The sequence below is a fragment of the Xanthobacter dioxanivorans genome, assembly GCF_016807805.1.
Taxonomy (GTDB): Bacteria; Pseudomonadota; Alphaproteobacteria; order Rhizobiales; family Xanthobacteraceae; genus Xanthobacter; species Xanthobacter dioxanivorans.
Genome location: NZ_CP063362.1, coordinates 4,778,220 through 4,801,713 on the forward strand (window position 1 = coordinate 4,778,220; position 23,494 = coordinate 4,801,713).

The 23,494-nt window shown below is 67.8% G+C and carries 26 protein-coding genes and 1 pseudogene; 13 read left to right on the forward strand and 14 right to left on the reverse strand.

The annotated features are described in order from the left end of the window. Positions 1-159: 159 nt before the first annotated feature. Positions 160-426, reverse strand: a pseudogene (locus EZH22_RS22320) (hypothetical protein); the annotation flags it as partial. A gap of 15 nt (positions 427-441) precedes the next feature. After that, complete coding sequence (locus EZH22_RS22325; protein WP_231711098.1) at positions 442-2,508, reverse strand: molybdopterin-containing oxidoreductase family protein; 2,067 nt, start codon at positions 2,506-2,508, stop codon at positions 442-444. Between the two features lie 180 nt (positions 2,509-2,688). Here EZH22_RS22325 and EZH22_RS22330 point away from each other — a divergent pair, with 180 nt between their 5' ends. The 7 genes from EZH22_RS22330 to pdxR all read left to right on the forward strand — a co-directional run bounded on the left by EZH22_RS22330 (position 2,689) and on the right by pdxR (position 9,913). Further along, complete coding sequence (locus tag EZH22_RS22330; protein WP_203192611.1) at positions 2,689-3,573, forward strand: dihydrodipicolinate synthase family protein; 885 nt, start codon at positions 2,689-2,691, stop codon at positions 3,571-3,573. A gap of 77 nt (positions 3,574-3,650) precedes the next feature. Further along, positions 3,651-4,940, forward strand: coding sequence for an ABC transporter substrate-binding protein (locus tag EZH22_RS22335; protein ID WP_203192612.1), 1,290 nt, complete (start codon positions 3,651-3,653; stop codon positions 4,938-4,940). 24 nt (positions 4,941-4,964) lie between these two features. After that, positions 4,965-5,843 carry a branched-chain amino acid ABC transporter permease gene (locus tag EZH22_RS22340; protein ID WP_203192613.1) on the forward strand — a complete coding sequence of 293 codons (879 nt, stop codon included), beginning with the start codon at positions 4,965-4,967 and terminating at the stop codon, positions 5,841-5,843. Next, a complete protein-coding gene (locus EZH22_RS22345) occupies positions 5,840-6,787 on the forward strand; it encodes a branched-chain amino acid ABC transporter permease (protein WP_203192614.1) in 948 nt (315 codons plus the stop codon). Before EZH22_RS22340 ends, EZH22_RS22345 begins: the two co-directional genes overlap by 4 nt. After that, complete coding sequence (locus EZH22_RS22350) at positions 6,787-7,557, forward strand: ABC transporter ATP-binding protein (protein ID WP_203192615.1); 771 nt, start codon at positions 6,787-6,789, stop codon at positions 7,555-7,557. Before EZH22_RS22345 ends, EZH22_RS22350 begins: the two co-directional genes overlap by 1 nt. After that, the gene (locus EZH22_RS22355) at positions 7,544-8,251 is read left to right on the forward strand and encodes an ABC transporter ATP-binding protein (RefSeq protein WP_203192616.1); all 708 of its coding nucleotides are present in this window, start codon (positions 7,544-7,546) and stop codon (positions 8,249-8,251) included. Before EZH22_RS22350 ends, EZH22_RS22355 begins: the two co-directional genes overlap by 14 nt. Before the next feature lie 84 nt (positions 8,252-8,335). Beyond that, positions 8,336-9,913: a MocR-like pyridoxine biosynthesis transcription factor PdxR gene (pdxR, locus tag EZH22_RS22360; protein WP_203192617.1), complete on the forward strand. Its 1,578-nt coding sequence runs from the start codon at positions 8,336-8,338 to the stop codon at positions 9,911-9,913. Between the two features lie 378 nt (positions 9,914-10,291). Here pdxR and EZH22_RS22365 read toward each other — a convergent pair whose 3' ends face one another. The 7 genes from EZH22_RS22365 to EZH22_RS22395 are packed head-to-tail and all read right to left on the reverse strand — an operon-like array spanning position 10,292 to position 15,491. Continuing rightward, a complete protein-coding gene (locus tag EZH22_RS22365; protein ID WP_203192618.1) occupies positions 10,292-10,456 on the reverse strand; it encodes a hypothetical protein in 165 nt (54 codons plus the stop codon). 4 nt (positions 10,457-10,460) lie between these two features. Further along, complete coding sequence (locus tag EZH22_RS22370) at positions 10,461-10,733, reverse strand: type IIL restriction-modification enzyme MmeI (RefSeq protein WP_203192619.1); 273 nt, start codon at positions 10,731-10,733, stop codon at positions 10,461-10,463. Beyond that, a complete protein-coding gene (locus tag EZH22_RS22375) occupies positions 10,699-11,196 on the reverse strand; it encodes a hypothetical protein (RefSeq protein WP_203192620.1) in 498 nt (165 codons plus the stop codon). Before EZH22_RS22375 ends, EZH22_RS22370 begins: the two co-directional genes overlap by 35 nt. Then, on the reverse strand, positions 11,141-11,824 hold the full coding sequence (locus EZH22_RS22380) for a hypothetical protein (protein WP_203192621.1): 684 nt from the start codon (positions 11,822-11,824) through the stop codon (positions 11,141-11,143). Before EZH22_RS22380 ends, EZH22_RS22375 begins: the two co-directional genes overlap by 56 nt. Continuing rightward, positions 11,821-14,817 (reverse strand): hypothetical protein, encoded by a 2,997-nt coding sequence (locus EZH22_RS22385; RefSeq protein WP_203192622.1) that lies wholly within the window; start codon positions 14,815-14,817, stop codon positions 11,821-11,823. Before EZH22_RS22385 ends, EZH22_RS22380 begins: the two co-directional genes overlap by 4 nt. Positions 14,818-14,835: 18 nt before the next feature. After that, positions 14,836-15,282 (reverse strand): hypothetical protein, encoded by a 447-nt coding sequence (locus tag EZH22_RS22390; protein WP_203192623.1) that lies wholly within the window; start codon positions 15,280-15,282, stop codon positions 14,836-14,838. Further along, a complete protein-coding gene (locus EZH22_RS22395; RefSeq protein WP_203192624.1) occupies positions 15,282-15,491 on the reverse strand; it encodes a hypothetical protein in 210 nt (69 codons plus the stop codon). Before EZH22_RS22395 ends, EZH22_RS22390 begins: the two co-directional genes overlap by 1 nt. 340 nt (positions 15,492-15,831) lie before the next feature. On the opposite strand from EZH22_RS22395, the gene EZH22_RS22400 reads away from it, so the two are divergent. Beyond that, the gene (locus EZH22_RS22400; protein WP_203192625.1) at positions 15,832-16,569 is read left to right on the forward strand and encodes a hypothetical protein; all 738 of its coding nucleotides are present in this window, start codon (positions 15,832-15,834) and stop codon (positions 16,567-16,569) included. A gap of 249 nt (positions 16,570-16,818) precedes the next feature. Here EZH22_RS22400 and EZH22_RS22405 read toward each other — a convergent pair whose 3' ends face one another. The 4 genes from EZH22_RS22405 to EZH22_RS22420 all read right to left on the reverse strand — a co-directional run bounded on the left by EZH22_RS22405 (position 16,819) and on the right by EZH22_RS22420 (position 19,295). Next, positions 16,819-17,274, reverse strand: coding sequence for a DoxX family protein (locus EZH22_RS22405; RefSeq protein WP_408647745.1), 456 nt, complete (start codon positions 17,272-17,274; stop codon positions 16,819-16,821). 38 nt (positions 17,275-17,312) lie between these two features. Further along, positions 17,313-18,077 carry an HvfC/BufC N-terminal domain-containing protein gene (locus EZH22_RS22410; RefSeq protein ID WP_203192627.1) on the reverse strand — a complete coding sequence of 255 codons (765 nt, stop codon included), beginning with the start codon at positions 18,075-18,077 and terminating at the stop codon, positions 17,313-17,315. A 3-nt stretch (positions 18,078-18,080) separates the two neighbouring features. Continuing rightward, on the reverse strand, positions 18,081-18,929 hold the full coding sequence (bufB, locus tag EZH22_RS22415; protein WP_203192628.1) for an MNIO family bufferin maturase: 849 nt from the start codon (positions 18,927-18,929) through the stop codon (positions 18,081-18,083). A gap of 78 nt (positions 18,930-19,007) precedes the next feature. Then, positions 19,008-19,295 carry a BufA1 family periplasmic bufferin-type metallophore gene (locus tag EZH22_RS22420; RefSeq protein ID WP_203192629.1) on the reverse strand — a complete coding sequence of 96 codons (288 nt, stop codon included), beginning with the start codon at positions 19,293-19,295 and terminating at the stop codon, positions 19,008-19,010. Between the two features lie 192 nt (positions 19,296-19,487). On the opposite strand from EZH22_RS22420, the gene EZH22_RS22425 reads away from it, so the two are divergent. The 5 genes from EZH22_RS22425 to EZH22_RS22445 all read left to right on the forward strand — a co-directional run bounded on the left by EZH22_RS22425 (position 19,488) and on the right by EZH22_RS22445 (position 23,278). After that, entirely contained in the window at positions 19,488-20,036 is a 549-nt protein-coding gene (locus EZH22_RS22425; RefSeq protein ID WP_203192630.1) for a sigma-70 family RNA polymerase sigma factor, read from the forward strand. Positions 20,037-20,049: 13 nt separating this feature from the next. After that, positions 20,050-20,685 carry an NrsF family protein gene (locus EZH22_RS22430; RefSeq protein ID WP_203192631.1) on the forward strand — a complete coding sequence of 212 codons (636 nt, stop codon included), beginning with the start codon at positions 20,050-20,052 and terminating at the stop codon, positions 20,683-20,685. A 306-nt stretch (positions 20,686-20,991) separates the two neighbouring features. Then, on the forward strand, positions 20,992-21,645 hold the full coding sequence (locus EZH22_RS22435; RefSeq protein ID WP_203192632.1) for a recombinase family protein: 654 nt from the start codon (positions 20,992-20,994) through the stop codon (positions 21,643-21,645). 195 nt (positions 21,646-21,840) lie between these two features. Continuing rightward, entirely contained in the window at positions 21,841-22,071 is a 231-nt protein-coding gene (locus EZH22_RS31960; protein ID WP_231711099.1) for a type IV toxin-antitoxin system AbiEi family antitoxin domain-containing protein, read from the forward strand. Positions 22,072-22,330: 259 nt separating this feature from the next. Further along, positions 22,331-23,278, forward strand: a complete 948-nt coding sequence (locus EZH22_RS22445) for a LysR family transcriptional regulator (RefSeq protein WP_231711100.1) — start codon at positions 22,331-22,333, stop codon at positions 23,276-23,278. On the opposite strand, the gene EZH22_RS22450 is transcribed toward EZH22_RS22445, so the two are convergent. Continuing rightward, positions 23,251-23,493 carry a DUF2274 domain-containing protein gene (locus EZH22_RS22450; protein ID WP_203192633.1) on the reverse strand — a complete coding sequence of 81 codons (243 nt, stop codon included), beginning with the start codon at positions 23,491-23,493 and terminating at the stop codon, positions 23,251-23,253. The two genes, EZH22_RS22445 and EZH22_RS22450, sit on opposite strands and share 28 nt — an antisense overlap. Position 23,494: the final 1 nt, after the last annotated feature.

Genomic DNA, 23,494 nt, shown 5'->3' on the forward strand with positions numbered 1-23,494 from the left:
AAACACGAAAGGCGCCTTAGGGCGCCTTTCGTGCCGGTTCAGCCGAGCGATTGGCGGGGGGGCCGGAGGCTTTGGCCGAAAAACCAATTTTAATATTTTATAATTATCGCGTCCTAAATGCTAACGAATCTACCAACCATTCTATTCGCGCCCCCTCCCCTACGCGGCCTCCCACACCCGGTTGAGGATCTGGGCCGCGAGCGCCGCCTTGTCCTGCGGGAGGAACCGCCCGTAATGATTCGCGACCATCTCGGGCGTATCCTGAATTGCGTAGCTCGCTTGCTCGTAGGCGCCCGTGACCTTCAGAATGTGGGTGGCAAGGACGTCACGCACGTTGTGCGGGCCGTGGGGCAATAGGCCCTTGATAGCGCCCCGCTCGGTATAGGGGTTGTAGATGCCATAGCGCTGGATCGTGAGCCGCCACGCCGCTTGTGCGCACGCTCACTCGGCCGCCACCAGCCGCACCAGCCGCGCCTCGGTGCCGTGGACGGTGGTGCTCTCGGCCATGTCGCTCTTGAGACCACCCACCAGCGCGTTCACGTTCGCATCCCCCGGCGAGAAGGCCGGCCAGCGGCCCTTGTGGACGAGGGCGACGCCCGGCTGGGTGCGGTCCGACAGGGTGACGGTGAGCGGCAGCTGCCCTTCCCCGTTGGCGAGCACGACCTTGTCCCCCTCGGCCAGCCCCTCGCGCGCCGCATCGTCGGGATGGAGCGCGACGGTGGGCACGCCGAGGCGGCGGTGGATGACCGGATCGTTGCCGTAGCTCGAATTCAACAGCCACGGGGAGGCGGGGGAGAGGACGCGCACGCGGCCGGCCTGCGTGCGCGCATCCGCATGGGGCTGCGGCAGGCGCGGCAGACCGAGCGCCTCCGCCCGCGCGCTCGCCAGCTCGATGCGCCCCGAGGGCGTGTTGAAGGCAAGGCCGGCGAACTGCACCCTGGGCTCCGGGAACACGGTGGCGGTGCCGATGGCGGCCAGATCCGCGAACGTGCCCTCAAAGGGCGTCTGCGCCAGCAGGCGGGCGATGAGATCCGCGTCGGTCTCGAACAGCTCCGGCTCGGCAAATCCCATGGCGGCGGCGAGGCGGCGGAAGATCTCCGAATTGGGCAGCGCCGTGCCGGGCGGATCGCCCGCCTTCACCTGCGCCGAGACGGTGAGGTCGAAATAGGACAGCACCAAGTCGTCGCACTCGAGGAAGCTTGCCGCCGGCAGCACGATGTCCGCATAGGCGGTGGTGTCGGTGTGGAACAGGTCCACCGCCACGTGGAACAGGTCCTCCCGCTTCAGCGCTGCCCTGAGGCGCGCCTGCTCCGGCGAGGAGGCGGCGGGGTTGTTGTTCCAGTTCACGAAGGCCCGCGCAGCCGCCGGGTCCTCCAGCGTTGCCGCAAGGTCCATGTGGCTGATGGCGGGGACACTCTCGCGGGCGAGCGTGGGGGCGGTGACGGTTGCCATGTCGATGCCGCGCCCGCCCGGCCCGTTCATGTAGAGGAAGCCGGCGCCCGGCTTGCCCAGATGGCCGGCGAACGCCACCAGCGCCGCCAGCGCGCGGAAGGCGTTGCCGCCATAAGGCTGGCGCTGCACCCCCTGGCCCAGCCAGAGCAGGGAAGGCCCCCCTCCGTAGGCGCGCGCCGCCGCGATGATGAGGTCCGCCGGCACGCCGCACAGCTCCGCCGCCCGTTCCGGCGTCATGGCGTCGATGGCCGGGATCAGCTCGTCCGCCCCCAGCACATGGGCTGAAAGGAAGCCTTCGTTCGCCAGCCCGTCCCGGCGCAGCACGTGCATGAAGGCGAAGGCGAGCGCCGCATCGGTGCCGGGCCGCAATTGCAGGTGAAGATCGGCCGCGCGGGCCGTGTCGTGGGCGATGGGGTCCACGGCGATGATGCGCGTACCCGCCGCCCGCGCGTCCTTCAGCCAGCCCTTGTTCTGGTGCGGGGCCGAGTGGGAGGGGTTGGCGCCCCACACGAGGATGGTGCGGGCATCGCGGGCGGTGCGCGGATCGAAGCCTTCGAGGGACTCCCCGAAGATCATCTCCAGCGCCACGTGCCCGGCCTTGTTGCAGACGGTATCCGGATCGATCTCGGTGGCGCCCAGGCGGTTGAAGAAGCGAATGGGATACCAGCCGCCGACGAGGCCCACCGTGCCGGTATAGTGGGTGTGCAGGATGGTGCGCGCCGCGCCCTCCTCCACCAGCGCGCCGAAGCGCTCGGCGATGAGGCCGAGCGCTTCGTCCCAAGAAATCGGCGCGAATGTGCCCTCGCCCTTCGCGCCGATGCGCTTGAGGGGGGTCGAGAGCCGCAGGTCCGGCGCGCGCCAAGCGCCGTTATAGACGATGGCGCACTTGCCGCAGAGCGCGCCGCGCGTGATGGCGTGGTCGCGATCGCCCAGCACCTTCTGGATGGCGCCGTCGCGCAGCGTCACCGTGATGCCGCAGGCGTCGTAGCAGTCGCGGGGGCAGGTGGTCTTGACCATACGGTCTTCCGCCATGTCGCTCTCCGCCATGTCGCTCATCGTCCTCTTTCGCGGGCTCCGGAGGCCCCGTGACCGCGATGAACTTATGCGAATCCCGCCCCGACCCCGAAGGGCTCCGCACGCTGGCCTCATTGTTTTTTCGCGAACCGGCTCCATGGGAACGCTTGTGAAGGCAGCGGTTCGGCCTCAGGCTCGATAGTGAAGATCGAGGGGTGTGGCATGGCCAGAATGAATATCGAAGGCGTTTCTCTATTTTCCGTCACGCCGATCGCGTCCGATGGATCGATCGACTTTAGCCGGTGGAGGAAACATCTTGATGAGGCGCTCGCAGCCGGCATACACAGCCTCACTCTCTTCGGCAGCACGGGCGCCAACGGGTACTTCACCGAAGCGGAGAAGATGCAGGCGCTGGAGGAGATGGCGCGGCACGTGGACGGCCGCATCTCCATCATGACCGGCATCGGCGCCATGACCACGGCGGAGAGCGTGCGCCTTTCGAGGCACGCCGCCGATCACGGCGCCGACGCCGTGCTGGTGGTGCCGCTGAACTATTGGGGCCCGACCGAGCGGGAAATCCTCACCCATTACGAAACGGTGGCGGCCGCGAGCGACCTGCCGGTGTGGCTCTACAACAATCCCGGCCTCGCGGGCATCGACCTCACCCCCGCCATCGTACAGAAGCTCGCCGCCATCCCGAACGTGGTGGGCATGAAGGATTCGTCCGGCGACCTCTCGCGCGCCTTCATGGTGCCCAAGCTCACCGGCGGCAAGGTGAAGGTGGGCATCGGGCAGGACACGCTGATCCTCGAACCCGCGCTGGCCATCGCGCCCGCCTGGTTCACCGGCCTTGCCAACATCTGCCCGGCCGCCTGCGTCGCCTACTGGAACGCGGCCAAGGCCGGGGACGTAGCCGGCGCCTATGCCGCCGGGATGAAGCTGTTCCCCCTGAGCGAGCTCGGCGGTCGCTACGGCATCATCCGCGTGGCGCATACGGGCATGGACCTGCTCGGCAAGCCGGCCGGTGGGCCGCGCGCCCCCATCCTCGGCCTGGAGCCGGATGCGGCGGCGGAGGTGAAGGCCGCTCTCGATGCGCTCGCCGCCTGAACTGGGGGGCGCGTTCCGTTTCAAAAAAGCCTGAGCGCCAAAGGCGCCGCCTCTCCACCAACCTTCCGGAGATCGACATGAAACCCACCACAGGTATCGACCGCCGAGGCCTTCTCAAGGGCGCAGCAGGTCTTGCGGCCACCAGCGCCCTCGGCGCCTTCCCCATGCCGGCGCTGGCTCAGAATACGCCGCTGAAGATCGGCATCATCGCGCCGCGCGCCGGCACGGCGGCCTATATCGGCGAGAACGGGCTGCGCTCCGCCGAGTGGACCGCGAAGAAGATCAACGAGGCCGGCGGCATCGCCGGCCGCAAGATCGAGCTGGTGGTGGAGGAGGAGACCAACGCGAAGGAAACGCTGGAGCGGGCGCGGCGCCTCGTGTTGCAGGAGAAGGTGGACTGCATCCAGGGCGGCTATTCCACCGGCGTGACCCTGCCCATGGCGCCGACGCTGGAAGACATGCAGGTGCTGACCATCTTCTGGGACGGCACCACGCAGGACGGCGTGAAGGAGACCATGCCCTCGCCGAAATACGTGTTCAAGAGCACCGACAACGAGTGCGAGGCGGTGATGGCCTCGCTCATCGCGGCCAAGCACCTGAAAGGCCAGTTCAAGCGCATCGCCGCCATCAGCCCGGACTATACTTACGGCCGCAACGTGTGGACCGCCTTCAAGGCGCTCAACAAGAAGTTCGGCATCGATGCGGAGGTGGTGTCCGAGCAGTGGTCGAGCTTCAGCCAACTCGACTTCACCTCCAACGTGGCGGCGCTGAAGGCGGCCAAGCCCGACCTCATCTATTGCGTGCTGGGCAATGCGGACCTGCCCATCTTCATGCGCGCCGCCACCAGCGCCGGCCTGACCGACACCGCGCGCATGGTGCTGGTGCAGGCAGGGCACCAGCACGGACAGCTGAAGAAGCCGTTCACCCCCGTGGGCACGCTTTTGTGCTACAATACCATGTATTTCGCCAAGCCGAACCCTTCCGCCGCACAGAAGGAGTTTGTCGATTACTATATGGATCGCTTCAAGGACTACCCGCATTGGGAATGCGAGCGCGCCTATTTCGCCATGAACCTCTACAAGGCTGGCGTGGAGAAGGTCGTGGCGGCGAAAGGCGGCTCCTGGCCCAAGCCCGAGGAGGTCGCGCAGGCCATGGAGGGCATCACGTTTGAATCCTTCGGCGGCCCGGCGGCCATGCGCAAGGACCATATCGCCGAGGAGGTGTTCTACGGCGGCTTCGGCACCCACGACAATCCGTACGACGTCTCCACCCTCCAGACGCCCTACAGCTATTCCGCCTCCGTGCTCCAGAAGCCGCCGGGCGCGGATTTCTGGGGCTGGCTCGAAACCGCCACCTTCCCGGTCTGACCCCAGACGGGAAGCACGCGCCCCATGGCAACGGTCGACCTCCTGTTCGCGGCCCTGTTCAACGCCGCGGTGCTGTTCCTCGTGACGGCGGGACTGCAACTCATCTTCGGCGTGCAGCGGATCGTGAACCTCACTGCGGGCTCGCTCTACGCGTTCGGCGCGTATTTCGGGGCGTCGGTGTTCGAGTGGTTTTCGGCGCAGGGCGGCCCGGCCGTCCTGCTCCTGCCGGTGCTGATCGTGGCCGGCCTCCTCGCCGGCCAGGTGGGCTTCCTGGTGGAACGGGTGCTGCGCACCGTCTACGGACGGGAGGAGGCCTTCCAGCTCCTCATGACATTCGCCTTCGTGCTGATGTTCCAGGATGTGCTGCGCTACGTGTGGGGGGCGCAGCCGCGCCTCCTTGCCGACCTGCCGTCGGTCTACGGCATGATCGCCATCGGCGCCTTCACCTTCCCCGCCTACAACGCCGCGGTGATCGCCTGCGCCCTTCTGGTGGCGGGGCTGCTGTGGTGGCTCATCGACCGCACGCCGCTCGGCCACATCATCCGCGCCACGGCGGAGAACCGCCAGATGGCCGAGGCGCTGGGGGCGAATACGCGGCGCATCAACATGCTGGTCTTCATGCTCGGCTCCATGCTGGGCACGGTGGGCGGGGCGCTCGTCATCCCCACCACGGCGGCCTCCCTCGAAATGCCCATCGCGCTCATCGTGGAGACCTTCGCGGTGGTGGTCATCGGGGGACTGGGCAGCATTCGCGGCGCCTTCCTCGGCGCGCTCATCGTGGGGCTGCTGCGGGCACTCTCGCTCAGCTACTTCCCGGAGATGGAGGTGATGTCCATCTACCTCGTGGTGGTGTTCGTGCTGGTGCTCCGGCCCTACGGACTGTTCGGGAAGGCAGCGGCATGAAGAACGCGATCGCCTTCGCCCTCATCCTTTCCGGCCTCGCCGCGGCGCCGTCCGTGCTCGGCATGTACTACACGACGCTGATCATCCCCATCATCGCCTATTCCATCGCGCTGCTGGGGCTGAACCTGCTGTTCGGCTATGGCGGGCTTCTGTCATTCGGCCACGCCATGTTCATGGCGGTGGGGGCCTATGCCAGCGCGGTGCTGGGCACCAAGCTCGGCGTGCGCAGCTTCGAGGTGCAATTGCTCGTGGCCATGCTGGCGAGCGGCACCATCGCCGCGCTCATCGGCCTGCTGTGCCTGCGCTATGCGACCATCTTCTTCTCCATGCTGACCCTCGCCTTCGGGATGATTTTCCATTCCTTCCTGTTCAAATTCTACGATCTCACGGGCGGCGAATCCGGCATCTCCGTCGCCCGCCCCAGCCTGTTCGGCATGAACTTCACCTCCATCAGCAAGACGGCTTTCCTCGTGGGGCCGTTCTACTGGTACGTACTGGGGGTGTTCCTGGCGATGTTCGCCATCATGGCGGTCATCGTCTCTTCGCCCTTCGGGCTCGCGCTCAAGGCCGCGCGGGACAATGAGCGCAAGACGGCCTTCCTCGGCGTCGGCGTCTTCAGGGTGCGCTACGTCGCCTTCGTGCTCTCGGCGGTCTATTGCGCGGTGGGCGGCGCCATCCTCGCCGTGAGCATCGGGGCGGCCGATCCCGAGCAGTCCTTCTGGACACAGTCGGGCAACATGATCTTCATCATCATCCTCGGCGGGCTTGGCCAATTGTTCGGCCCCATCGTCGGCTCCCTGTCCTTCACGCTCCTTCAGGATGCGCTGATGGCCAACACCCAATACTGGCGCTTCGCCATGGGAGCCGCCTTGGCCCTGATCATCATCTTCGCGCCGCGCGGCATACTGGGGCTGATCACCGGCCTGTTCGAGAGGAAGCGCTGATGGAAATGCTGCTGCGCGCCTTTGGCATCACCAAGACATACGGGGCCTTCACCGCCCTGTCGGACATCTCGTTCGACGTAAGCAAGGGAGAAGTGGTGGCGGTCGTCGGCCCCAACGGCGCCGGCAAGACCACCCTCGTCAGCACCCTGTCCGGCCTTTACAGACCGGACAGCGGCGACGTGATCTTCGAGGGGCGCTCGGTGCTGGGCCTCGGCCCCGCGGCGCTGGCCCTGCGCGGCCTTGCCCGCTCGTTCCAGCTCGTCACCGTCTATCCCACCTTCACGGTGGAGGACATGATCGCCGTGGGCGCCTTCGCCCGCGCGGGCGAAACCTTCCGCCTGTGGAAGCCGGCGTGCCTCTACAAGGCCGAGCGCGACGAGGTGCGGGAGATCGCCGCCGCCTTCGGCCTCTCGCATCGCCTGTCCACCCCCTGCTCGGCGCTCTCGCAGGGCGAGAAGAAGCTGGTGGACATCGCCAGCGCCCTCACCCTGCGCCCGCGCCTGATGCTGCTGGACGAGCCCACCAGCGGCATTTCCAGCGCCGACAAGCACCGCATCATGGAAACGCTGCTGGACGCGGCGCGCCGCTGCGGCGTGGAGAGCCTCGTCCTGGTGGAGCACGACATGGACCTGATCTCCCGCTACGCCACGCGCGTGATCGGCCTGAAAGCCGGGCAGATCGTCGCCGACATGCGGCCGGATGCCTTCTTCCGCGATCCGGAGGTGATCGACACCCTCGTCGGCAAGGTACCCCATCATGCTCTCGGTTGAAGGCGTCAGCGTCGACATCGCCGGCGCCCCGATCCTCCACGGTGTTGGCCTGGAGGTGAAGGAGGGCGAGATCGTCTGCCTCGTCGGCCGCAACGGCGCGGGCAAGACCACCCTGCTGCGCACCCTCATGGGCCAGCTGAAGCCGCGGACGGGCGAAATTCGCTGGCGCGGCGCGCTTATCAGCGGACGGTCGCCGCACCATATCGCCCGGCGCGGCATCGGCTTCTCGCCGGAGGAGAGCGAGGTGTTCGCCAGCCTCACGGTGGCGCAAAACATCGCCTTCGGCACCTGGACCCGCCCTACCGCACGGCCCGCGGCGGAGCGCATCGCCCTCGCCTACGAGGTGTTTCCCAAGCTGAAGACCTACATGCAGCGCGGCGGCGCCGAGCTGTCCGGCGGCGAGCGCAAGATGGTGTCCATCGCCCGCGCGCTGGCGCTCGACCCGGACCTTTTGCTGCTCGACGAGCCGTTCGAGGGCCTCTCACCCGCCATCATCCCCACCATCGCCGCCGGTATCACCTCCATCCGTGCCGCGGGAAAGGCCGTTCTGATGGCGGAATCCAACGTGCAGCACATCCCCGAATACGTCTCGCGCATCCATGTCATCGAGCGCGGCGAGATCGTCTTTCGCGGCAGTCTGGAGGCGGCGCGGTCCGATCCCGGCGTGCGCGGGGTGGTCTCCGGCCTCGCCTGAACACCCCTGCGCGACGCGCCGTCCTGCATTGTGATGGCATATTAATTGCCTGATTCCCGGATGGGGCAAGGAACAGGCAGGCTCATGATTCCGCTGCATCTCGACCGCTCGGACGCCTCGACGCTACAGGAGCAGATCTACGAACAGGTGCGCGCCGCCATCCTCGCCGACACGCTCCGGCCCGGAACGCCGCTGCCCTCGTCGCGGGAGCTGGCGCGGGAGCTGAAGGTTTCGCGCAACACCGTGGTGCTCGCTTTCGAGCGGCTGGCGAAGGAGGGCTATCTCGCCATGCGGCCGGGCGCGGGAACCTTCGTCTGCGACATGCTGCCCGAATCCTGCCTGGGGCTTGCCTGCCTCGACCGGCCCGGTGGTGCGCGCACGCCGTCCGCGCCGCCTTCGGATGAGGCACCGAAACCGGCAGGACCGGCGGTGGTGCACCCGCCCGTGCTGCTGCGCGCAGGGGCCCTGCGCATGGTGCAGACCGGCCCCACACGGTTGCAGGTGGATTTCTGGTACGGCAGCGCCAACAGCCGCAATTTCCCACTGCGCGAGTGGCGGCAGCTGCTGCTGGAAAACCTGTCGCGCGCCAGCGGCAACCTTTCAGGCTATGGCCCGCCGGAAGGCGCCATCGAGCTGCGCAGCGCCATCGCCACGCATGTCTCCGCCAACCGGGCGATCCCGGCCGATCCGGACCAGGTGATCATCACCGCCGGGGCGCAGGAGGGCTTCAACCTCGTCAGCCGCCTGTTCGTGCAGCCGGGCGTGAAGATCGCGGTGGAGGACCCGTGCTATGCGGGCGCGGCGCTGGTCTTCTCCAGCTATGGCGGCACGCTCGTGCCGGTGCCGGTGGACCTGGGCGGCCTGTGCACGGAACTGCTCGCCGGCTGCGGGGCGACCTTGGCCTACGTGACGCCGTCCCACCAGTTCCCCACCGGCACCACCATGAGCGCCGGTCGCCGGCGCGAACTGCTTTCGTGGGCGCAGCGCAGCGGCGCCTATATCATCGAGGACGATTACGACAGCGACTTCCGCTATGACGGCCCGCCGCTCGCGGCGCTGGCGGGGCTCAACGGCAACACGTCGGTGATCTATCTTGGCACCTTCTCGAAATCCATCGGCGCGGGGCTGCGCATCGGCTACGCCGTGGTGCCGAAGCAACTCGTCGGACCCATCCGCCACGCCAAGAGCATCGCCAGCTACGGGCATCCGTGGATCGACCAGATCGTGCTCGCCGACTTCATCGCGCAGGGCCGATTCGCCCGCCATGTGCGGCGCATCCGGCAGACCTACAGCGAGGCGCGCCAGACGCTGGTAGAGAGCCTGACGGAGCATTTCGGCACCGCCCGAATCTCCGGCGCCGAGGCCGGGATGCATGTGATGTGGACGCTGCCGGATCATTTCCCCTCTGTGCAGGAGGTGGCGCAGCTGGCGGCCGAGGAAGGGGTGGGCGTCTATACGCTGGAGGCGGCCGGCGCGCACGAGATCGGGCCGTCCCGCTATCCGCGTGCCCTCGTGCTGGGCTACGCCGCGCTCACGCCGGAGGCGATCCGCACCGGCATCGCCCGCATCGCCCGCACGCTCAAGCGGGCCGGCGTGGACCTCACCCCGCGCTACGGCCGGGTGCGGCGGAGTTCGCTCCTCAGCCACGGCGGCGCGCCCTGAGAACCGGCGCACCGCTGGGCCCCGCCACCGAGCGCACCTTGAGGAGGGCGGACAAGCGGCGTGGCGCCTGCTTCCGGCGCAGTTGCTCCGACTTACCCCATTGCCCCCGCCCGCGCCTGCGCCATGATGGCCGCCGCACATCATCCGGCCCCCTCCCCCGTCCCGGGCAACCCATGCAGCACTTTCTCACGGCCTTCGCGGCCCTCGCCCCCCTCATCGCGCTCGGCGTCTTCGTCGCCACGGCGGCTACGCCATGGCCCGCCCGCATGAGGCCCAGCGCGTCGCGCCAGAAGACGAGCATTAGGACAAGGGGGAAGAGGACCCAGAGCAGCACGATGTCATTTTCCGTCACCGGCCCTCTCAAGACAAACGCCAGCTTCACCTTCCTCCGGTCCGCTCCAGCGCCAGTTGGAGAGGCAACGCGAGGGCGATGCCGAACCAGTAGGCGACCATGTTCCATGGATTGAAGATGCGCCCCAGCAGCACCTCTTGAAGCCAGGGATTGGCTTCGATGAAACGTGATGGTCCGCCGAACCTGCTCACGGGTTCACCCGCCCTCGCCTTCTCCCACTGACCACTGACCGCGAAGCGGCCGCAAGATCACAGGATCGATGATCCGGCCAATTTTGTCTGCGTCGGTATAGTGGGCGCCGATCTGAGCCCACTTTTTCGGATCAAGGAACCGCTCGAACAGCGTGCCGAAGATGGTTGGGTCGATCAGGCTCCAATCGAGGCTATCGGCGGCGATCAGAAGGCCGATGTCGCCTTCGTCTAGCGGCAGCGCCCTACGACCGTCGAACAGGCCTCCGTTGAAGTGCATGATGTCGGTGAGTGCGAACTCGCCGCCCTTCGGCCTTCGCCGGAGCGCCGGTGTCGCGGTCCCACAGGGTGAGCGCACCGCGATCCAGCTCGGCGGCGAAGTCGGCCTTGAATTCTTCGCGGGTGAACGCGCGCACCCGGAGCGTGTCCCAGAACTGCGGCAGGCGCCATTCCTCGGCGAGCGGGACGTTACGGCCAGCCGCGAGGATCCGGTCCGAGCCTTCCTTCTCCGCCGCTTTCCAGCCCGCCGCCGCGGCTTTGGCCATTCCGTCGCCGGTCTCGACGTCGAACAGCTCGCGCACGAGGTTGCGCACGCCGGCGATCTGCTGGCGCGACTGGCCGGCGATGCCGGGAGAATAGGCCTCCAGCGCCTGGCCGAACTTCGCCGAAAGCTGCGCCCAGATGACTTCACCCTTGGTGGCGACGTTCTCGCCGCCGGCTTCCCAGATGTCGCGGGTGAGCATGGACATGACGCCAGCAACGCGGCCCTTGGGGTGCGACAGGACACGCCGCTCGGCATTCGCCCAGGCGAGCGCCTGCTTCGCCGTGTCGTTCTTCAGCCGCTTCGCCGAGGATGCCGAGCGCCTTCGGCGCAGCGAGCGGCAGGGTCACGATGTTGACGGGATCGGCGGCACCGGCGGACAGGGAGCCCAGCAGGAGGCCGGCCGTGCCGCCCCAGGTCTGCTCCCGTGCCGCGGCCTTGCGGTATGCCTGCCGCGCCCGGCGCGCTTTCTCCTCGCCGAGGCGATCCAGGTCCTCGGCGGTGAGCGGCTTCAGGCCCAGCTCGGGGAACTTCGGCGCGAGGGCCGCGATCTGGCCGTTGAGCTCGTCGAGCGCCGCGCTGCCGCCGCCGAGGGGTGCGAAGGCCGGATTGACGAAGGTGGTGCCGGTCTTCTCGCGCAGGCCATCCAGATATTCCTGGACGCCCTGCATCCGAGCGGTGCCGGAGGAGACGGACTGGCCGAACAGGAGCCCCTCTTGCCAGGCGGCATCGAAGGCATCTGAGAACTCCAGCGGCAGATCCTCGGCGAGATGCTGCTGGGCATAGTCGAGGGATTCGTTCTGTCCCTTGGTGAAGATCCCAAAGCTCATCGACCACCTCCCGGCCAACTGGAGGGCTCTCGGCCGAAGTTCGACTGGGTCCAGGGGATGGCGGGCGACGAAGGCGGCATCCCCCACGCGCGGGTTGCAGGCGGCTGTTTGTCGTCGAGGCGAAGGACGAACGGGCGGCCGTCGTCGCCCGCGGCGTATTGTGGGGACTCGGCGTTGCGGTTGAGCCGGACGAAATAGCGCCCTGGGGCGAAGGATTCGAGCGTGGCACTGTCGCGCAGATATTGAGCGGTGACCGGCTTGCCCGACGTCGTGCGGGCGCCGGCGAGGTCGGTGTCGGTCAGGCCCAGCAGGATGTTGTCGAAGGCGGATTGGTCCATACCCCGCTTCGGCGCCAGGATGGTCGCACCGTTGTGGCGCACAGTGCCGCCGGTCACCTCCTCGACGGCGCGCTCCAGACGCTCCCGCTTCAATACGCCGGAGGCGTCGCCGGCGCCGGCGGACAGGTCGGCATAACGGGCACGCACGGCAGCCCGCATGATGGCGTAAGCCTCGCGCTCGTCGGTCCGGTGCCCAATCGAGAAGGCCGATGCCGGAAGCGTGGTGTCGAGAGCCTCGGTGAACGCCTGCGCCTCGGATTCCTTCTGCGGCACAAAGCGCGGCTCGGCGGCGAGGGCGTCCCGGCCGCGGACGATGCCGGCGGCGACATCCGGCGCATCCTTCGCCAGCCCGCCGGCGAACGCGAGCACCGCGCCTTTCGCCCCCGTCTCATGCAGCTTGCCGAACGTTGCCTCGCGCACGCCCGGCGGCAGGGTGGCCAGCGCACCGAGGATGCGGACCTTGCCGCTCGTGTCCGCCATGTCGAGCGCACCCGCGAGCGAGCGGAGATCCTCGCCCTCGAACGCCGGGACCGGCCGCCGGAGCTGATTGGTGACCAGCATCGCCGCCCGCGCGTGAGCCTGCATCGCGGCGGCCACCTGATCGTCCGAACCTTGCCAGGGAACAGGCGGAGGGGGCTTGATCCAGCCGGCGCGAACGCCGCGCAGGAGCGGCGTCTCCTGCTCCATGCGCTGGAGAGTGGCGAACCGCTCCTCGTCGTCGAGCAGCGCGGCGCGGGCCGCATGATTGCCACCTGCCGCGGCCTGCTCCAGGCTGTTCCGCAACACCTGCCGCGCATCCGGCGACAGGTCGAGCAGGGCGTCCGTGCGCTCGGCATCGGCGAGGAACTCGACCGCCTGGCGCTTCCGCTTCTCGTCCAGGAACGGGAAGATCCGCCCCGAGAGGAAGGCGACATCCTCGTCGCCGATGTGCCATTTGCCCACGGACTTCTTCGCGTCCGCCATCATGCCGTCGAACGTGGTGCCAGCCCACTGGCGCAGGCCCGCGATCTGCGAGGCGGGCAACCCGCCTGCCGCGATACCCTCCTGCTGGCCCTGAGCGGAGGCGGGAAGTGGGGACGAAGGCCGATCCGGACCGGAACCGACGATGTCGGCGCCCATGCGGCGCGCCCATTCCTGATCCGGTCCTTCAATGCCAAAGCGCTCGCCGCCGTGGGCCGCCACGCCGGGGCCGCCGTTGAACCGCACCGTCCCGCTCGCGTTGCCGGTGGCGAACTTCCCGACGTTCGATCCGGCGAGCGCCGCAGAGACCGCCCCGTCATAACGCGCGGCAATGTTCGGATCGGAGACGAATTGTGCCGTGCGCTGGTGCGTGACCGCCGGGAAATAGTCCCCGATCATGGTCTGCGCCAGCGTCTGCCCGCGCGCGGCAGCGCGGTTCATGATGGTCTCGATGAACGCCTGCTGCGCCGCTGGCCCCTGGCCCCCGACCTCGGCCTGGGTGAGCGCGGCAAGGCGCGCCTTCACCGCCGGGTCCTGAAGCTCCTGGCCGAAGCCCATGCGGGCCGTCGCGAGGGCCGGTACCTTCGGGACATCGCCGAGTGATCCCCGCTGCCATTCCGACGTGGGGATCGAGAACTGCCCGCGGCGGCCGCGGCCATATTCCATCGCATAGGTGATGCGGGCCGCACCGATGGTGTCGCCAAGGGAGAGCATCCTCTGGCGCAGAAGGTCGCCATCCGCTTCCAGGTCGACACCGTCCCGGAGCGCCGTGATGGTGGGCTCGGCGAGCGCGCGGATCTCGCGGATATCCTCCGTTGCCTCGGACTTGCGCGCGGCGACGTGCGCCTTCACCAGGTTGAACCGGCTCTGCCGCTCGGCCTCGTCCATCCGCAGGCTGGGATCGAAGATTGCCGTTTCCGCCTGCCGCAGGGCCTCGTGCGGCCCGACGTGGTCATAGGTGGCATCGACGGACGACAGCACGGCCGCGGCCCGGCCACGGTCTTCGAGGCGGCGCAGGCGGTCTTCTACGACCGCAGGCCCGTAGCCCCAGCGGGGGGTCTTCCCGAGCTCGCCGAGGATGGCCTTCGCGTTCTCCGCCTGGGCGAGATACTCGCCGCTCTCCACGCCGCCTCTGCGGGCCAGCGCCACGAGGTTGTCCGAGACCGTGTTCAGCTGAGTTTCCAGCGCCGTCTTGGCATTGGCCTGGTCGACCGCAAACCGTTTCTCGAACAGGTCCGTGAAATGGCCCATGCGCAGCTTGTCGAGCGCCGTGGAAACGGCCGGCCGCAAGACAGGGTCCTGCTTCGAGACAATCTCGCGATTATAGGCTTTGGCCGCGACATCGAAGCGAGCCGGCTCATCCTGATATTTTTGGCGAAGCTGGAGATAATCTTCCCCGGTTTTCGTCTGGAGGTCCGCGAAATACTTCGCCCGCGCACCGCGTTGCGCTGCTTGCCCCAGCACGCCGAGCGTCGCCATCTCCGTGATCTGCGGCTGGCCGTCCGGGCCGATGGTGACGGCCTCTGCCCCGCGGGCCTCGGCCTGCTCGATGGCGGCGGGCAGCACCGTGTCGGCGAGATTGTCCATCGCCCGGGCGAACATGGCGTACGGCGCGGCGATGTCGGCCGGGGAGATGCCGTTGCGCGGGCCTTCAGTAACCACCAGGCGATGGGGATACTCGGGAAGATCGACCACGGGAGCCTCCGTTCAGTGTCAGGACGAGCCGGAGGGCTTCATGCCGCCGTAGCCGATCTTCGCCATGCCGGTGACGGCATCGAGCCCGCCGCCGTAGAGCGCCATGTTCGCGGACGCGCGCCGGAAATCGGCCTCGTCCCGTTTCGCCGCCGCCTGCATGTCGAGCGAGCCGACGCGGATCTGCCGCTCGCGGTCGGCGATGCGGCGCTGCTCGTCCAGCACCGCCCCGGTGGTCGGGCTGTCGAGGCCGACATTCGAGGATGCGCGGATGGTCGACACCCGGCTCAGCGTGCGGTTCAGCTCCTCGCGCAGTTGCGTGTCGGTCTGCGCCGCCTGTGTCTTCGCCACCATGGCGTCACGCTCGGCCGCCGCGGCGGCGTAGCCCTGCGCCTTCGATTCCCCGTACGCCTTGAAGCCGGCTGAGGCGCCGGTCAGGGCGGCGAGGGCGAGCGTTTCCGCGCCCATCACATGCCCTCCAGCGGTCGGCGAATGCTCGCGATGTCGGCAAGCGCGCGGTTCAGCTTTTCGACGAGCGTCTCATCCCTCCGCGGCGCCACCTGGGCATCGGCAAAGCGCGGCAGGGCGCTCGGGCGAGCGAGGTGCGAAGGGAAAGGGATGATGGGCGAAGCGGTGTCCGCCGCGGGGGCAGGTGTCTCGGAGAGCGGGTCGCGCATGATGGATCCTCTCGGTGCCGGCGCTGCCAAGCCCCAGCGCGCGGGTGTCGTATTCGACCGCCGGCACCGAGAAGGATTTCGCAAATTCGGTTGCCGCGCCCCGGGTGGCAGCCCGGTCGTGAGGAGAGGCTAGGCGCCCCGGAATTCGCGGCAACGCACCGGGTGACCCGCTCAGTTATCGTTCACGGTGAGCTCGAACATGGAGGGGCGCGATGGAGATGATGCCAGGCATAGAGCGCGAGGAGCTCAAGGGCGCCCAGCATGTCGGACGTAGGTGCGCTGGCACCTCGATTGCGGTACCCGATGGGCTGAGGTGGCCTAGTCGACAAGGGAGCATGGGATGAAAGATGGGTTGGGGGCCGCAATGATCTGCGGCCTCGGTGTCGTGATCGGCGTCGTTCTTGGGTTCGCCCTGGCAGCCACTTTCTGGGATCAGCTGGTCAAAGCCATCAACGAGAACCAGCTGTCGAACTGGCTGGGCTTTACCGGTGCCGTGCTGGGAGCCCTGGCGACTGTCACAGCCGGTGCGCTCGCCTATGTCGGCGTGCTTTACGGCCACGCTGCGAGTAACCGCGACGCAGCCGTTCACCGGATCACCGGATACCTCGCGACCATCCGCAACCTCTATTCGACCTGGATGGAAATGCGCGACACCGCGGACACCGATCCTAACCAGTTGATGAAGATCGACACGTTGCGGAGCCAGCTCCAGCGGCCGGATATCACCGTTGCCCTTTATGACTCGATCCTGCAGGAGGATCAGGTCGCGATCTTCGTGTTCTGCAATACGCTGAGGGTCGCCCTCACGCACGGCCATCCGCACCAGCACAATGCCGCGGATATCGCCCTCTACATCTTCGAGGACGTGACGCGGGCCCTGACGATCCGGAAGCGTCTCCTCGAAGAAGGCAAGCCGCTCCGTGAGGTGCAATCCACGAAGTTCCTGCGGCCGGATCCCTACATCAAGGCGCTGTCCTCCGGGCAAACCGACGAACTGGCTGCGCACAAGGCATGGGTCAATTTCGCGCCGGCGGTGACCGCCGATCCATTGCCGGCCCAGCTGGCAACCGGAGCATAAGGCGTGGATGGAAGGCCGTGGTCCGGTGTTGAACTGTCGGATCGACCAGCCTGACGTGGAACCACGCCACCAAACGCTCCTCTGCCAAGGTCTATTGCAGCTACCCCACCAGCATGGCGTGGTAGCGTTCTCGCGGAGCGGCGACCCCGACTATGGGAGTAGGACGAAGCGGTGGTGCTGGTGGCCTGCGTGCTCGGCCGGCAAGACCTCGGATGATGCAGCGGCCGGCTTGGGGCGCAGGTGTCAAGTTCAATCGGCCCTGTATGGCTGCGACGAGCGTTGGACGGCCCGGTCGATCAGCGCGTCGATCGACAGGGCGCCCGGCCCGCGCAGGATCAGCAGGAGAAAACAGGTGGCCCAGACCCCATGGGTCGGCCACGCGTCCGGATAGACGAAGATCTCGATCACCGCGGTCATGGCCAGCAGGGCCGCCGCGGACAGGCGGGTGGCGAGGCCGAGGACGAGGAGCGCCGGAAAGACGTGCTCGGCAAACGCCGCGAGGTGCGCCGCGAGCCAGGGGTCGACCAGCGGCAGCTGGTATTCCTCCCGGAACAGTGCGACGGCGCCATCGGTCACATGCCAGCCCTCCACCTTGGTCTGGCCGGACTGCCAGAAGACGGCAGCGGGAAAAATCCGGGCACACAGGCACGCGATGCCGATGGGAACGGTATCAAGCCGGTCGCGCAGGCGCGCGATCACGGGCAGGAAACGGGGCGCGGTCGGGTGCGCAAGCTCGTTGGCGGTCACGGCATTCCTCCCTCAGGGGTCTCGATGCGGCAGGCGCGACCGGCGCCGATCAGGTCGGCGAGCGCCGCGGCAAGGTCGAAGCCGGGGTCGCTCGAGGCGGCGCCGGCCACGGCCGCGCCGAGCGGATCGCCCGCGGCCAGATGCTCCAAGAATACGGCTGCCCCCAGGGGCACGCGCCGCACCTTGACGTCGAGACCGGGACGGTCGACCAGCACCGCCTCGCCCGACCAATCCACGATGGGCCCGGCGACGGCCCATCCCCGCGCCATGGCGAGGATGGTGCCCACCGGATGAGCGGAGCGCACCACAGCCACCGCAGGATGAAGCTCGATGCGCAGCGCCGCGAGCGCGCCGGGCGCGACCTCCGCGAACGCCTCGCCGCCGAGGCGGGGGACATCGGCGGCATGGCTGGCCCGGGAGACCGCGACCTCCACGCGCGCCACGTCCGCGAGATAAGTCATGGCGCCGGCCGGCGGGAAACCGGCGATGAAGGCGGGCAGCGCGTCCCCATATGCCATCAGCAGCGGCGAGGCCGGCGGATGGCGCAGGATGAAGTCCCGGGCCATGGCGCGGAAGAACTCCTCGCCCACCAGGTCCGCCACCGCCGGGAAGCGCGCTTCCAGGGCCCGGATGAGCCCCACGGCCACGTTGTTGCGGTAGACAGCGAACCTGCGATCCGCCGGGCCCGAGAGGCCGGGCGGAGGGCGCCGGTCCGCGGCGGTCAGCGCGTCGGCGAACGCCTGAAGGGAAGAAGGGGCCATGGCTCAGGCCGCCGCGCGCGCGTGCCGCGCCAGCACGGTGGCGGCGCGCTCGGCCTCCCCGCGCAGCACCGCCCATTGGGGGACGTCGTTGTCCCATTCGATAAGGCTCGGCAGCGGCCCGGTCCGCGCGATCACCTCGCTGAAAAGCGCCCACACAGGCTCCGCCACCGGCGCGCCGTGGGCATCGATGAGGAGAGGCGCGCCGGTCTCGTCGCTGTCGGCATCGTGGCCACCGAGGTGGATCTCCCCCACCGCCTCGAAGGGAAAGTCCGCGAGGTAGGCGCGGGCATCGGTTCCGTGATTGACGGCCGAGACGAAGACGTTGTTGACGTCGAGCAGCAGGCCGCATCCAGTGCGCGCCACCACGCCGGCGAGGAATTCCACCTCGCCGAGGGTACTTTCCTCGAACCGGACGTAGGTCGAGGGATTCTCCAGCAGCATCTGCCGGCCCAGGACGTCCTGCACCTGCGCGACATGGCCGGTGACACGCGCGAGGGTTTGCTCCGTGTAGGGCAGTGGCAGCAGATCATTGAAGAAGGAGCCCGCGTGCGACGACCAGGCGAGATGCTCGGAAAAGCTCTCCGGTCGGTGGCGGTCCAGAACGACACGCAGGCGCGCGAGGTGCGCCGTGTCGAGCGGCGCCTCCCCGCCGATGGAGAGCCCCACCCCGTGGACGGATAGCGCGAAGCGCTCGCGCAGGGCAGCGAGCTGCGCATGGGGCCGCCCACCAGCGCCCATGTAGTTCTCGGCGTGGACCTCGACGAAGCGCACCGGCCCAGGATCGGCGAGCAGGGCGTCGAGATGCTCCGCCTTGAAGCCGACGCCGGCGCCGGCGGGAAGAAAGGACGTCATGGGAAGGCTCCTCGATCGCGCGTGGGACCGACGGAGGGCGCCAGCGGGCGCCCTCCCGAACGTGGACGCGGGGCGGCCTTACATGGCCTTCAGATGGCCCATGCCCTTCGGCGTCTTGATCGCCTCGCACGTGCCCTTGGCGACGTACTTCCACGCTTTGCCGTCGTAGTTGACCTTGGCGGTGCCGGCGCAGGTGGTGCCGGCTCCGGCGGCGCAATCGTTCTGGCCCGCAAGGGCGATGCCGTAGCACTTGTCCATGCCGGGCTGCTCGGCCACGGGCCCGGCGGCGGCGCTCGCCACCATGCCGAGCGCGGCGGTGAGGGAGCCGGCGAGGGTAGCGGCGATGAACGTGGTCTTCGTGGTCATGGGTCGTTCTCCGTGGAAGATTGGTGCGCGGCAGGCGGCTGTTGTCCTGCGCCATCTCCTTGTTCGGAGGGACCCGCCATTGCGTTACACGTGGCGACGAAGAAATATGCGCGCGAAATAATCGTCGGTGTCGTCCGCCCGGACCGTAACGATCCCGCCGCTTCGCGCGAACTGACCTTTAGGAATGTGTCGATGGACGACCGCGAGCAGCGGTGGGCGCAAATGATGCAGGCCGCGCTTGCCGGGGATCAGCCGGCATACGAGCAGTTGCTGCGCGAGATGGCCCCCGCAGTGCGCGCGGTGGTCCGCCGCCGGCTGTCGCGCCTCGGCGCTCCCACCGGCGAGACGGAGGATGTGGTGCAGGAAACGCTCCTCGCTGTGCACCTGAAGCGGCACACCTGGCGCAGCGCCGACCCGATCGGGCCCTGGCTCTGGACCATCGCCCGCAACAAGCTGGTTGACCACCTGCGCCGGCGGGGGCGCCGCGTGGAGGTGCCTGTGGAAAATTTCGCCGACATCCTGCCGGCGCCGGAAGAGCGGCCCGACACCGCGGCCGCAGACGTGCAGCGTCATCTCGCCTTGCTGCCGGAGAAGCAGCAGGCGGTGCTGCGGGCGGTGGCGGTCGACGGCGCCTCCATCGGCGAGACGGCGGAGCGCATGCGCATGACCCCCGGCGCCGTGCGGGTGGCTCTGCACCGGGCGTTCGCGAGCCTCGCGACGCTCCTCAGGACGGACGAGTGAAGGAAACGACGCCGTGAAGACGGAAGACCTCATACGCGGACTCGCCGCCGACGGACACCCGGGGCGCAGCCTGGAGCGCGGAATGGCGCTCGGCCTGCTGGCAGGCGTGGTGGCGGCCGCGGCCCTGTTCGTGCTGATCCTCGCGCCCCGCTCGGGACTTCTCTCACTGCTGGAGGAGTGGCGCATCCTTCTCAAGTTCGCCGTGACGCTGACGCTTGCCGCCGCGGCGGTCATTCTGGCACTGAGGCTGTCGCGGCCGGGCGCCGATGCCACGCGTCCAGTGCTGGCGCTGCTGCTGCCCGCTGCCGTGCTGGCGGCAGGGGTCGCCGTCGAGTTGCTCTCGACGCCACGCGCCGAGTGGCGGGCGGATTTCATCGGCCACTATGCGGTCTATTGCGTGTCGCTCATCCCGCTCCTGGCGGCGCCGGTGCTCGGCGCGCTCCTTCTGGCTCTGCAGCGCGGCGCCCCGACCCGCCCGGCCGTTGCAGGCGCCGCCGCGGGCCTGGCCGCTGGGGGCCTCGGCGCCGCGCTCTACGCCCTCCACTGCATCGATGATTCTCCCCTCTTCGTGCTGGCGTGGTATGGCATCGGCATCGGCATCGTCACAGGGGTGGGGGCCGCTTTGGGGAGGCGCGTTCTCGCTTGGTGACCTGCTTTTGAGGGTGGACGTTCCCGGAAAATTCCGCGCCTCAAAAAAAACGGTCCAAGTGATTTTGGGCTCAGTCGCGCGGGCAAGGCAGGAGCGCGGACGGCGGCCGCCGGTTTTGCCCCCCACCCCTCCAGCGCGTTCTTGCGCGCGAAGACCCTGGGGGGGCACATCCACCTTCTCCCGGCGAGATAGGCGCAGCGGATGCCGCCCCCGATCGCACTCAAGGCATTGCGATAACGTGCAATTTTCTCTTGACGAACTGCTCCGCATGTCCGAGCGCAACAGGCGTACGTTGGAGTGCCTGTTATGCGCGCCGCCATTGGCTACCTTCGTGCCAGCACCTCCAGGCAGGGCAAGTCCGGTCTAGGGTTGGAAGCTCAGCGCGAAGCCATCGCCCGCTTTGCCGCCACCGAAGGCTTTGAGATCCAGGGCGAACACATCGAAGTCGAGACCGGAAAGGGCATCGATGCCCTTGACCGTCGGCCGGAACTGACGGCAGCGCTGGCCGCGGCCAAGCGGCGCAAATGCCCGGTGATCGTCGCGAAGTTGGATCGCTTGAGCCGCGACGTGGCGTTCATCGCGGGGCTCATGTCGCAGCGCGTGCCCTTCATCGCCGCCGAGCTGGGGGCAGATGCAGACCCGTTTACGTTGCACATTTTTGCGGCTTTCGCGGAGAAAGAACGGCGTCTTATCTCAGCCCGTACCCGTAGCGCGTTGGCCGCTGCGAAGGCCCGCGGTCAGCAGCTCGGCCGGTTCGGCGCCGAGCATCTTGCGCCGCGGTTCAAGGCCGAGGCAGAGGAGAGAACCCAGCTTCTCGCGCCTGTATTCGCTGAACTCAACAGCATGACCGCGCGCGCTGCCGCCGATGAACTGACCCGCTGCGGCATCAGCGCGCCCGCCGGCGGCCCATGGTTCCCTATGCAGGTCCAGCGCGTCCGCAAGCGCCTGGCCGCAGCCTGATCCCGGCGCGGCATCGCCGGCCGGCCCCGCACCTTCCTCCGATCGTCCCCACACCGCTCTGCGTCCCGGGCGGTTCCACGATTTCTTTATGTCGGCTTATGTCAGGAAAGGGGTAGATGGCTCCCCGGGGTCGGCGAAGATGCGAACTACGAGTTCTCGATTTCCCTACTCCCAACTACGCCAGAGCTGCCCAAAATGCGCAAGCGCGACCGGGATCGCGCAGAAGCACTACGCCTCGCCGGCGGCCCGAAGCCCTCGCTGAGGGACCGAGCCGTCGCCCTGGCCAATGAGCGCGGCGTGGTGCGGACGCGCGATCTAACGGACATCGGGGTCCCTCGCTGTTACTTGGCCCGCATGTGCGAAGAGGGCCTGCTCATAAAGGTCGGATATGGCCAGTATCGCGCGGCCGATCGTCAGGCGGCTTGAGGGGCGGTGGACGCTGACCGAGGTCCGGTGAACCATGCCGCCGCCAAGTCGGCATTTTGATCCATTTCGGATCGAATGGATGCAAACGCGTCGCAATAGCATTACCTCACTGGTCGGACTACAGTCCTGTCGGCCGTGCTGCCGATCCGAGTCGGTTGCGCTCCCGCAAGGTGAAAATTCCGGCGGGCAATTCCCATATTGGTTGAGGCGGTTGCCGCTCGGCCGGGCACATAAATTCCGGGAGTGCCATGACAGGAGGTTGCCGGAATCACAGGAGGAGTTCCGATCGCTGGAAGCGCATATCGAACTGAGACACCTGCGCTATGCGGTCGCCGCTGCGCATTACCGCAGTTTTCGGCGGGCGGCTGAGGCGCTTGGGGTCAAGCAATCGACCCTGAGCCGCTGCATTTCGCAATTGGAAGAGCGTCTGGGCGTCGTGTTGTTCGAACGAACCAGCGGTGGCGTTCGGCTGACTACGGCTGGCGTCGAGATATTGCGGACCTCTCGGCATCTTGTCGAAACGGTCGATCATATGGCCGCGACCGCCAAGGAAATCGGCAGGGGCGAGGCCGGCCGCCTCACGGTCGGATTCTACACCTCGCTGTCGGCCGGGAACCTGCGGGCCAGCCTGATCGAGTATGCGTCGCGGTTCCCGAAGGTCGAAATCCAGACATATGAAGGCGCACGCGCATGCCTGTTCGCCGGCGTCGATGCTGGCCGGCTTGATGTCGCCATCGTGACGGGTGATCCGATCTCTCGCGAGGGGAAGGTCATGGGTCTCTGGAGCGAGCGCATCATGGTCGCGCTGCCCGAAGGTCACCGATTGGCCGGCAACAACATCGTCTATTGGACCGATCTGAAGGACGAGACCTTCCTTTTCAGCCAGCGTGATCCCGGGCCGGAGATCCAGGACATCTTGCTGGCGAAGCTCGCCGCGCCGGGCGAGCGGCCCAAGGTCATCAGTCACGATGTCAGCCGCGAGAACATCAAGAGCCTCGTGGGAGCGGGTTTCGGCGTCAGCCTGATGTGCGAAGCCTGCATAGGGGCCACCTACACAGGCGTCGTCTACCGCGAGGCGCGGGACGGCAATGGCCCGAGCCGGATCAATTACGCGGCCTATTGGCAGAGCGACAATGACAATCCGGCGCTGGCGGGTTTCATCAACCTGCTGCAAGAGCGCTATCCCTCCTTGCCCGCGGGCGACTGACGCGGCCGCCGCGCCTTCGCGAATCCGCGATCGGTGGCCATGAAGCGCTCCACCATGGCGACGATCAGCTTGGCCGGGTCGCTTACCGGATGGTCGGTCTCGCGGGCTAGGATTTCCGCGTAAGCGACAAGGTCGCGATGAACGGTCGCCGGAAATTCGATCGCGAGCTTGACCGGTTTGTCGTCGGCGACGACTCCGAGCTTCAGCTTTGCCATG

What these genes read in the sequence shown, in the direction of transcription:
- EZH22_RS22370 (WP_203192619.1), bottom strand. Translation starts at nt 10,733, where the DNA reads ATGCACTTCAACGGAGGCCTGTTCGACGGTCGTAGGGCGCTGCCGCTA.
- EZH22_RS22425 (WP_203192630.1), top strand. Translation starts at nt 19,488, where the DNA reads ATGGACGACCGCGAGCAGCGGTGGGCGCAAATGATGCAGGCCGCGCTT.
- EZH22_RS22340 (WP_203192613.1), top strand. Translation starts at nt 4,965, where the DNA reads ATGGCAACGGTCGACCTCCTGTTCGCGGCCCTGTTCAACGCCGCGGTG.
- bufB (WP_203192628.1), bottom strand. Translation starts at nt 18,929, where the DNA reads ATGACGTCCTTTCTTCCCGCCGGCGCCGGCGTCGGCTTCAAGGCGGAG.
- EZH22_RS22350 (WP_203192615.1), top strand. Translation starts at nt 6,787, where the DNA reads ATGGAAATGCTGCTGCGCGCCTTTGGCATCACCAAGACATACGGGGCC.
- EZH22_RS22435 (WP_203192632.1), top strand. Translation starts at nt 20,992, where the DNA reads ATGCGCGCCGCCATTGGCTACCTTCGTGCCAGCACCTCCAGGCAGGGC.
- EZH22_RS22420 (WP_203192629.1), bottom strand. Translation starts at nt 19,295, where the DNA reads ATGACCACGAAGACCACGTTCATCGCCGCTACCCTCGCCGGCTCCCTC.
- EZH22_RS22450 (WP_203192633.1), bottom strand. Translation starts at nt 23,493, where the DNA reads ATGGCAAAGCTGAAGCTCGGAGTCGTCGCCGACGACAAACCGGTCAAG.
- EZH22_RS22410 (WP_203192627.1), bottom strand. Translation starts at nt 18,077, where the DNA reads ATGGCCCCTTCTTCCCTTCAGGCGTTCGCCGACGCGCTGACCGCCGCG.
- EZH22_RS22390 (WP_203192623.1), bottom strand. Translation starts at nt 15,282, where the DNA reads ATGGGCGCGGAAACGCTCGCCCTCGCCGCCCTGACCGGCGCCTCAGCC.
- EZH22_RS22395 (WP_203192624.1), bottom strand. Translation starts at nt 15,491, where the DNA reads ATGCGCGACCCGCTCTCCGAGACACCTGCCCCCGCGGCGGACACCGCT.
- EZH22_RS22380 (WP_203192621.1), bottom strand. Translation starts at nt 11,824, where the DNA reads ATGAGCTTTGGGATCTTCACCAAGGGACAGAACGAATCCCTCGACTAT.
- EZH22_RS22355 (WP_203192616.1), top strand. Translation starts at nt 7,544, where the DNA reads ATGCTCTCGGTTGAAGGCGTCAGCGTCGACATCGCCGGCGCCCCGATC.
- EZH22_RS22330 (WP_203192611.1), top strand. Translation starts at nt 2,689, where the DNA reads ATGGCCAGAATGAATATCGAAGGCGTTTCTCTATTTTCCGTCACGCCG.
- EZH22_RS22400 (WP_203192625.1), top strand. Translation starts at nt 15,832, where the DNA reads ATGAAAGATGGGTTGGGGGCCGCAATGATCTGCGGCCTCGGTGTCGTG.
- EZH22_RS22335 (WP_203192612.1), top strand. Translation starts at nt 3,651, where the DNA reads ATGAAACCCACCACAGGTATCGACCGCCGAGGCCTTCTCAAGGGCGCA.
- EZH22_RS31960 (WP_231711099.1), top strand. Translation starts at nt 21,841, where the DNA reads ATGCGCAAGCGCGACCGGGATCGCGCAGAAGCACTACGCCTCGCCGGC.
- EZH22_RS22325 (WP_231711098.1), bottom strand. Translation starts at nt 2,508, where the DNA reads ATGAGCGACATGGCGGAGAGCGACATGGCGGAAGACCGTATGGTCAAG.
- EZH22_RS22375 (WP_203192620.1), bottom strand. Translation starts at nt 11,196, where the DNA reads ATGCTCACCCGCGACATCTGGGAAGCCGGCGGCGAGAACGTCGCCACC.
- EZH22_RS22345 (WP_203192614.1), top strand. Translation starts at nt 5,840, where the DNA reads ATGAAGAACGCGATCGCCTTCGCCCTCATCCTTTCCGGCCTCGCCGCG.
- pdxR (WP_203192617.1), top strand. Translation starts at nt 8,336, where the DNA reads ATGATTCCGCTGCATCTCGACCGCTCGGACGCCTCGACGCTACAGGAG.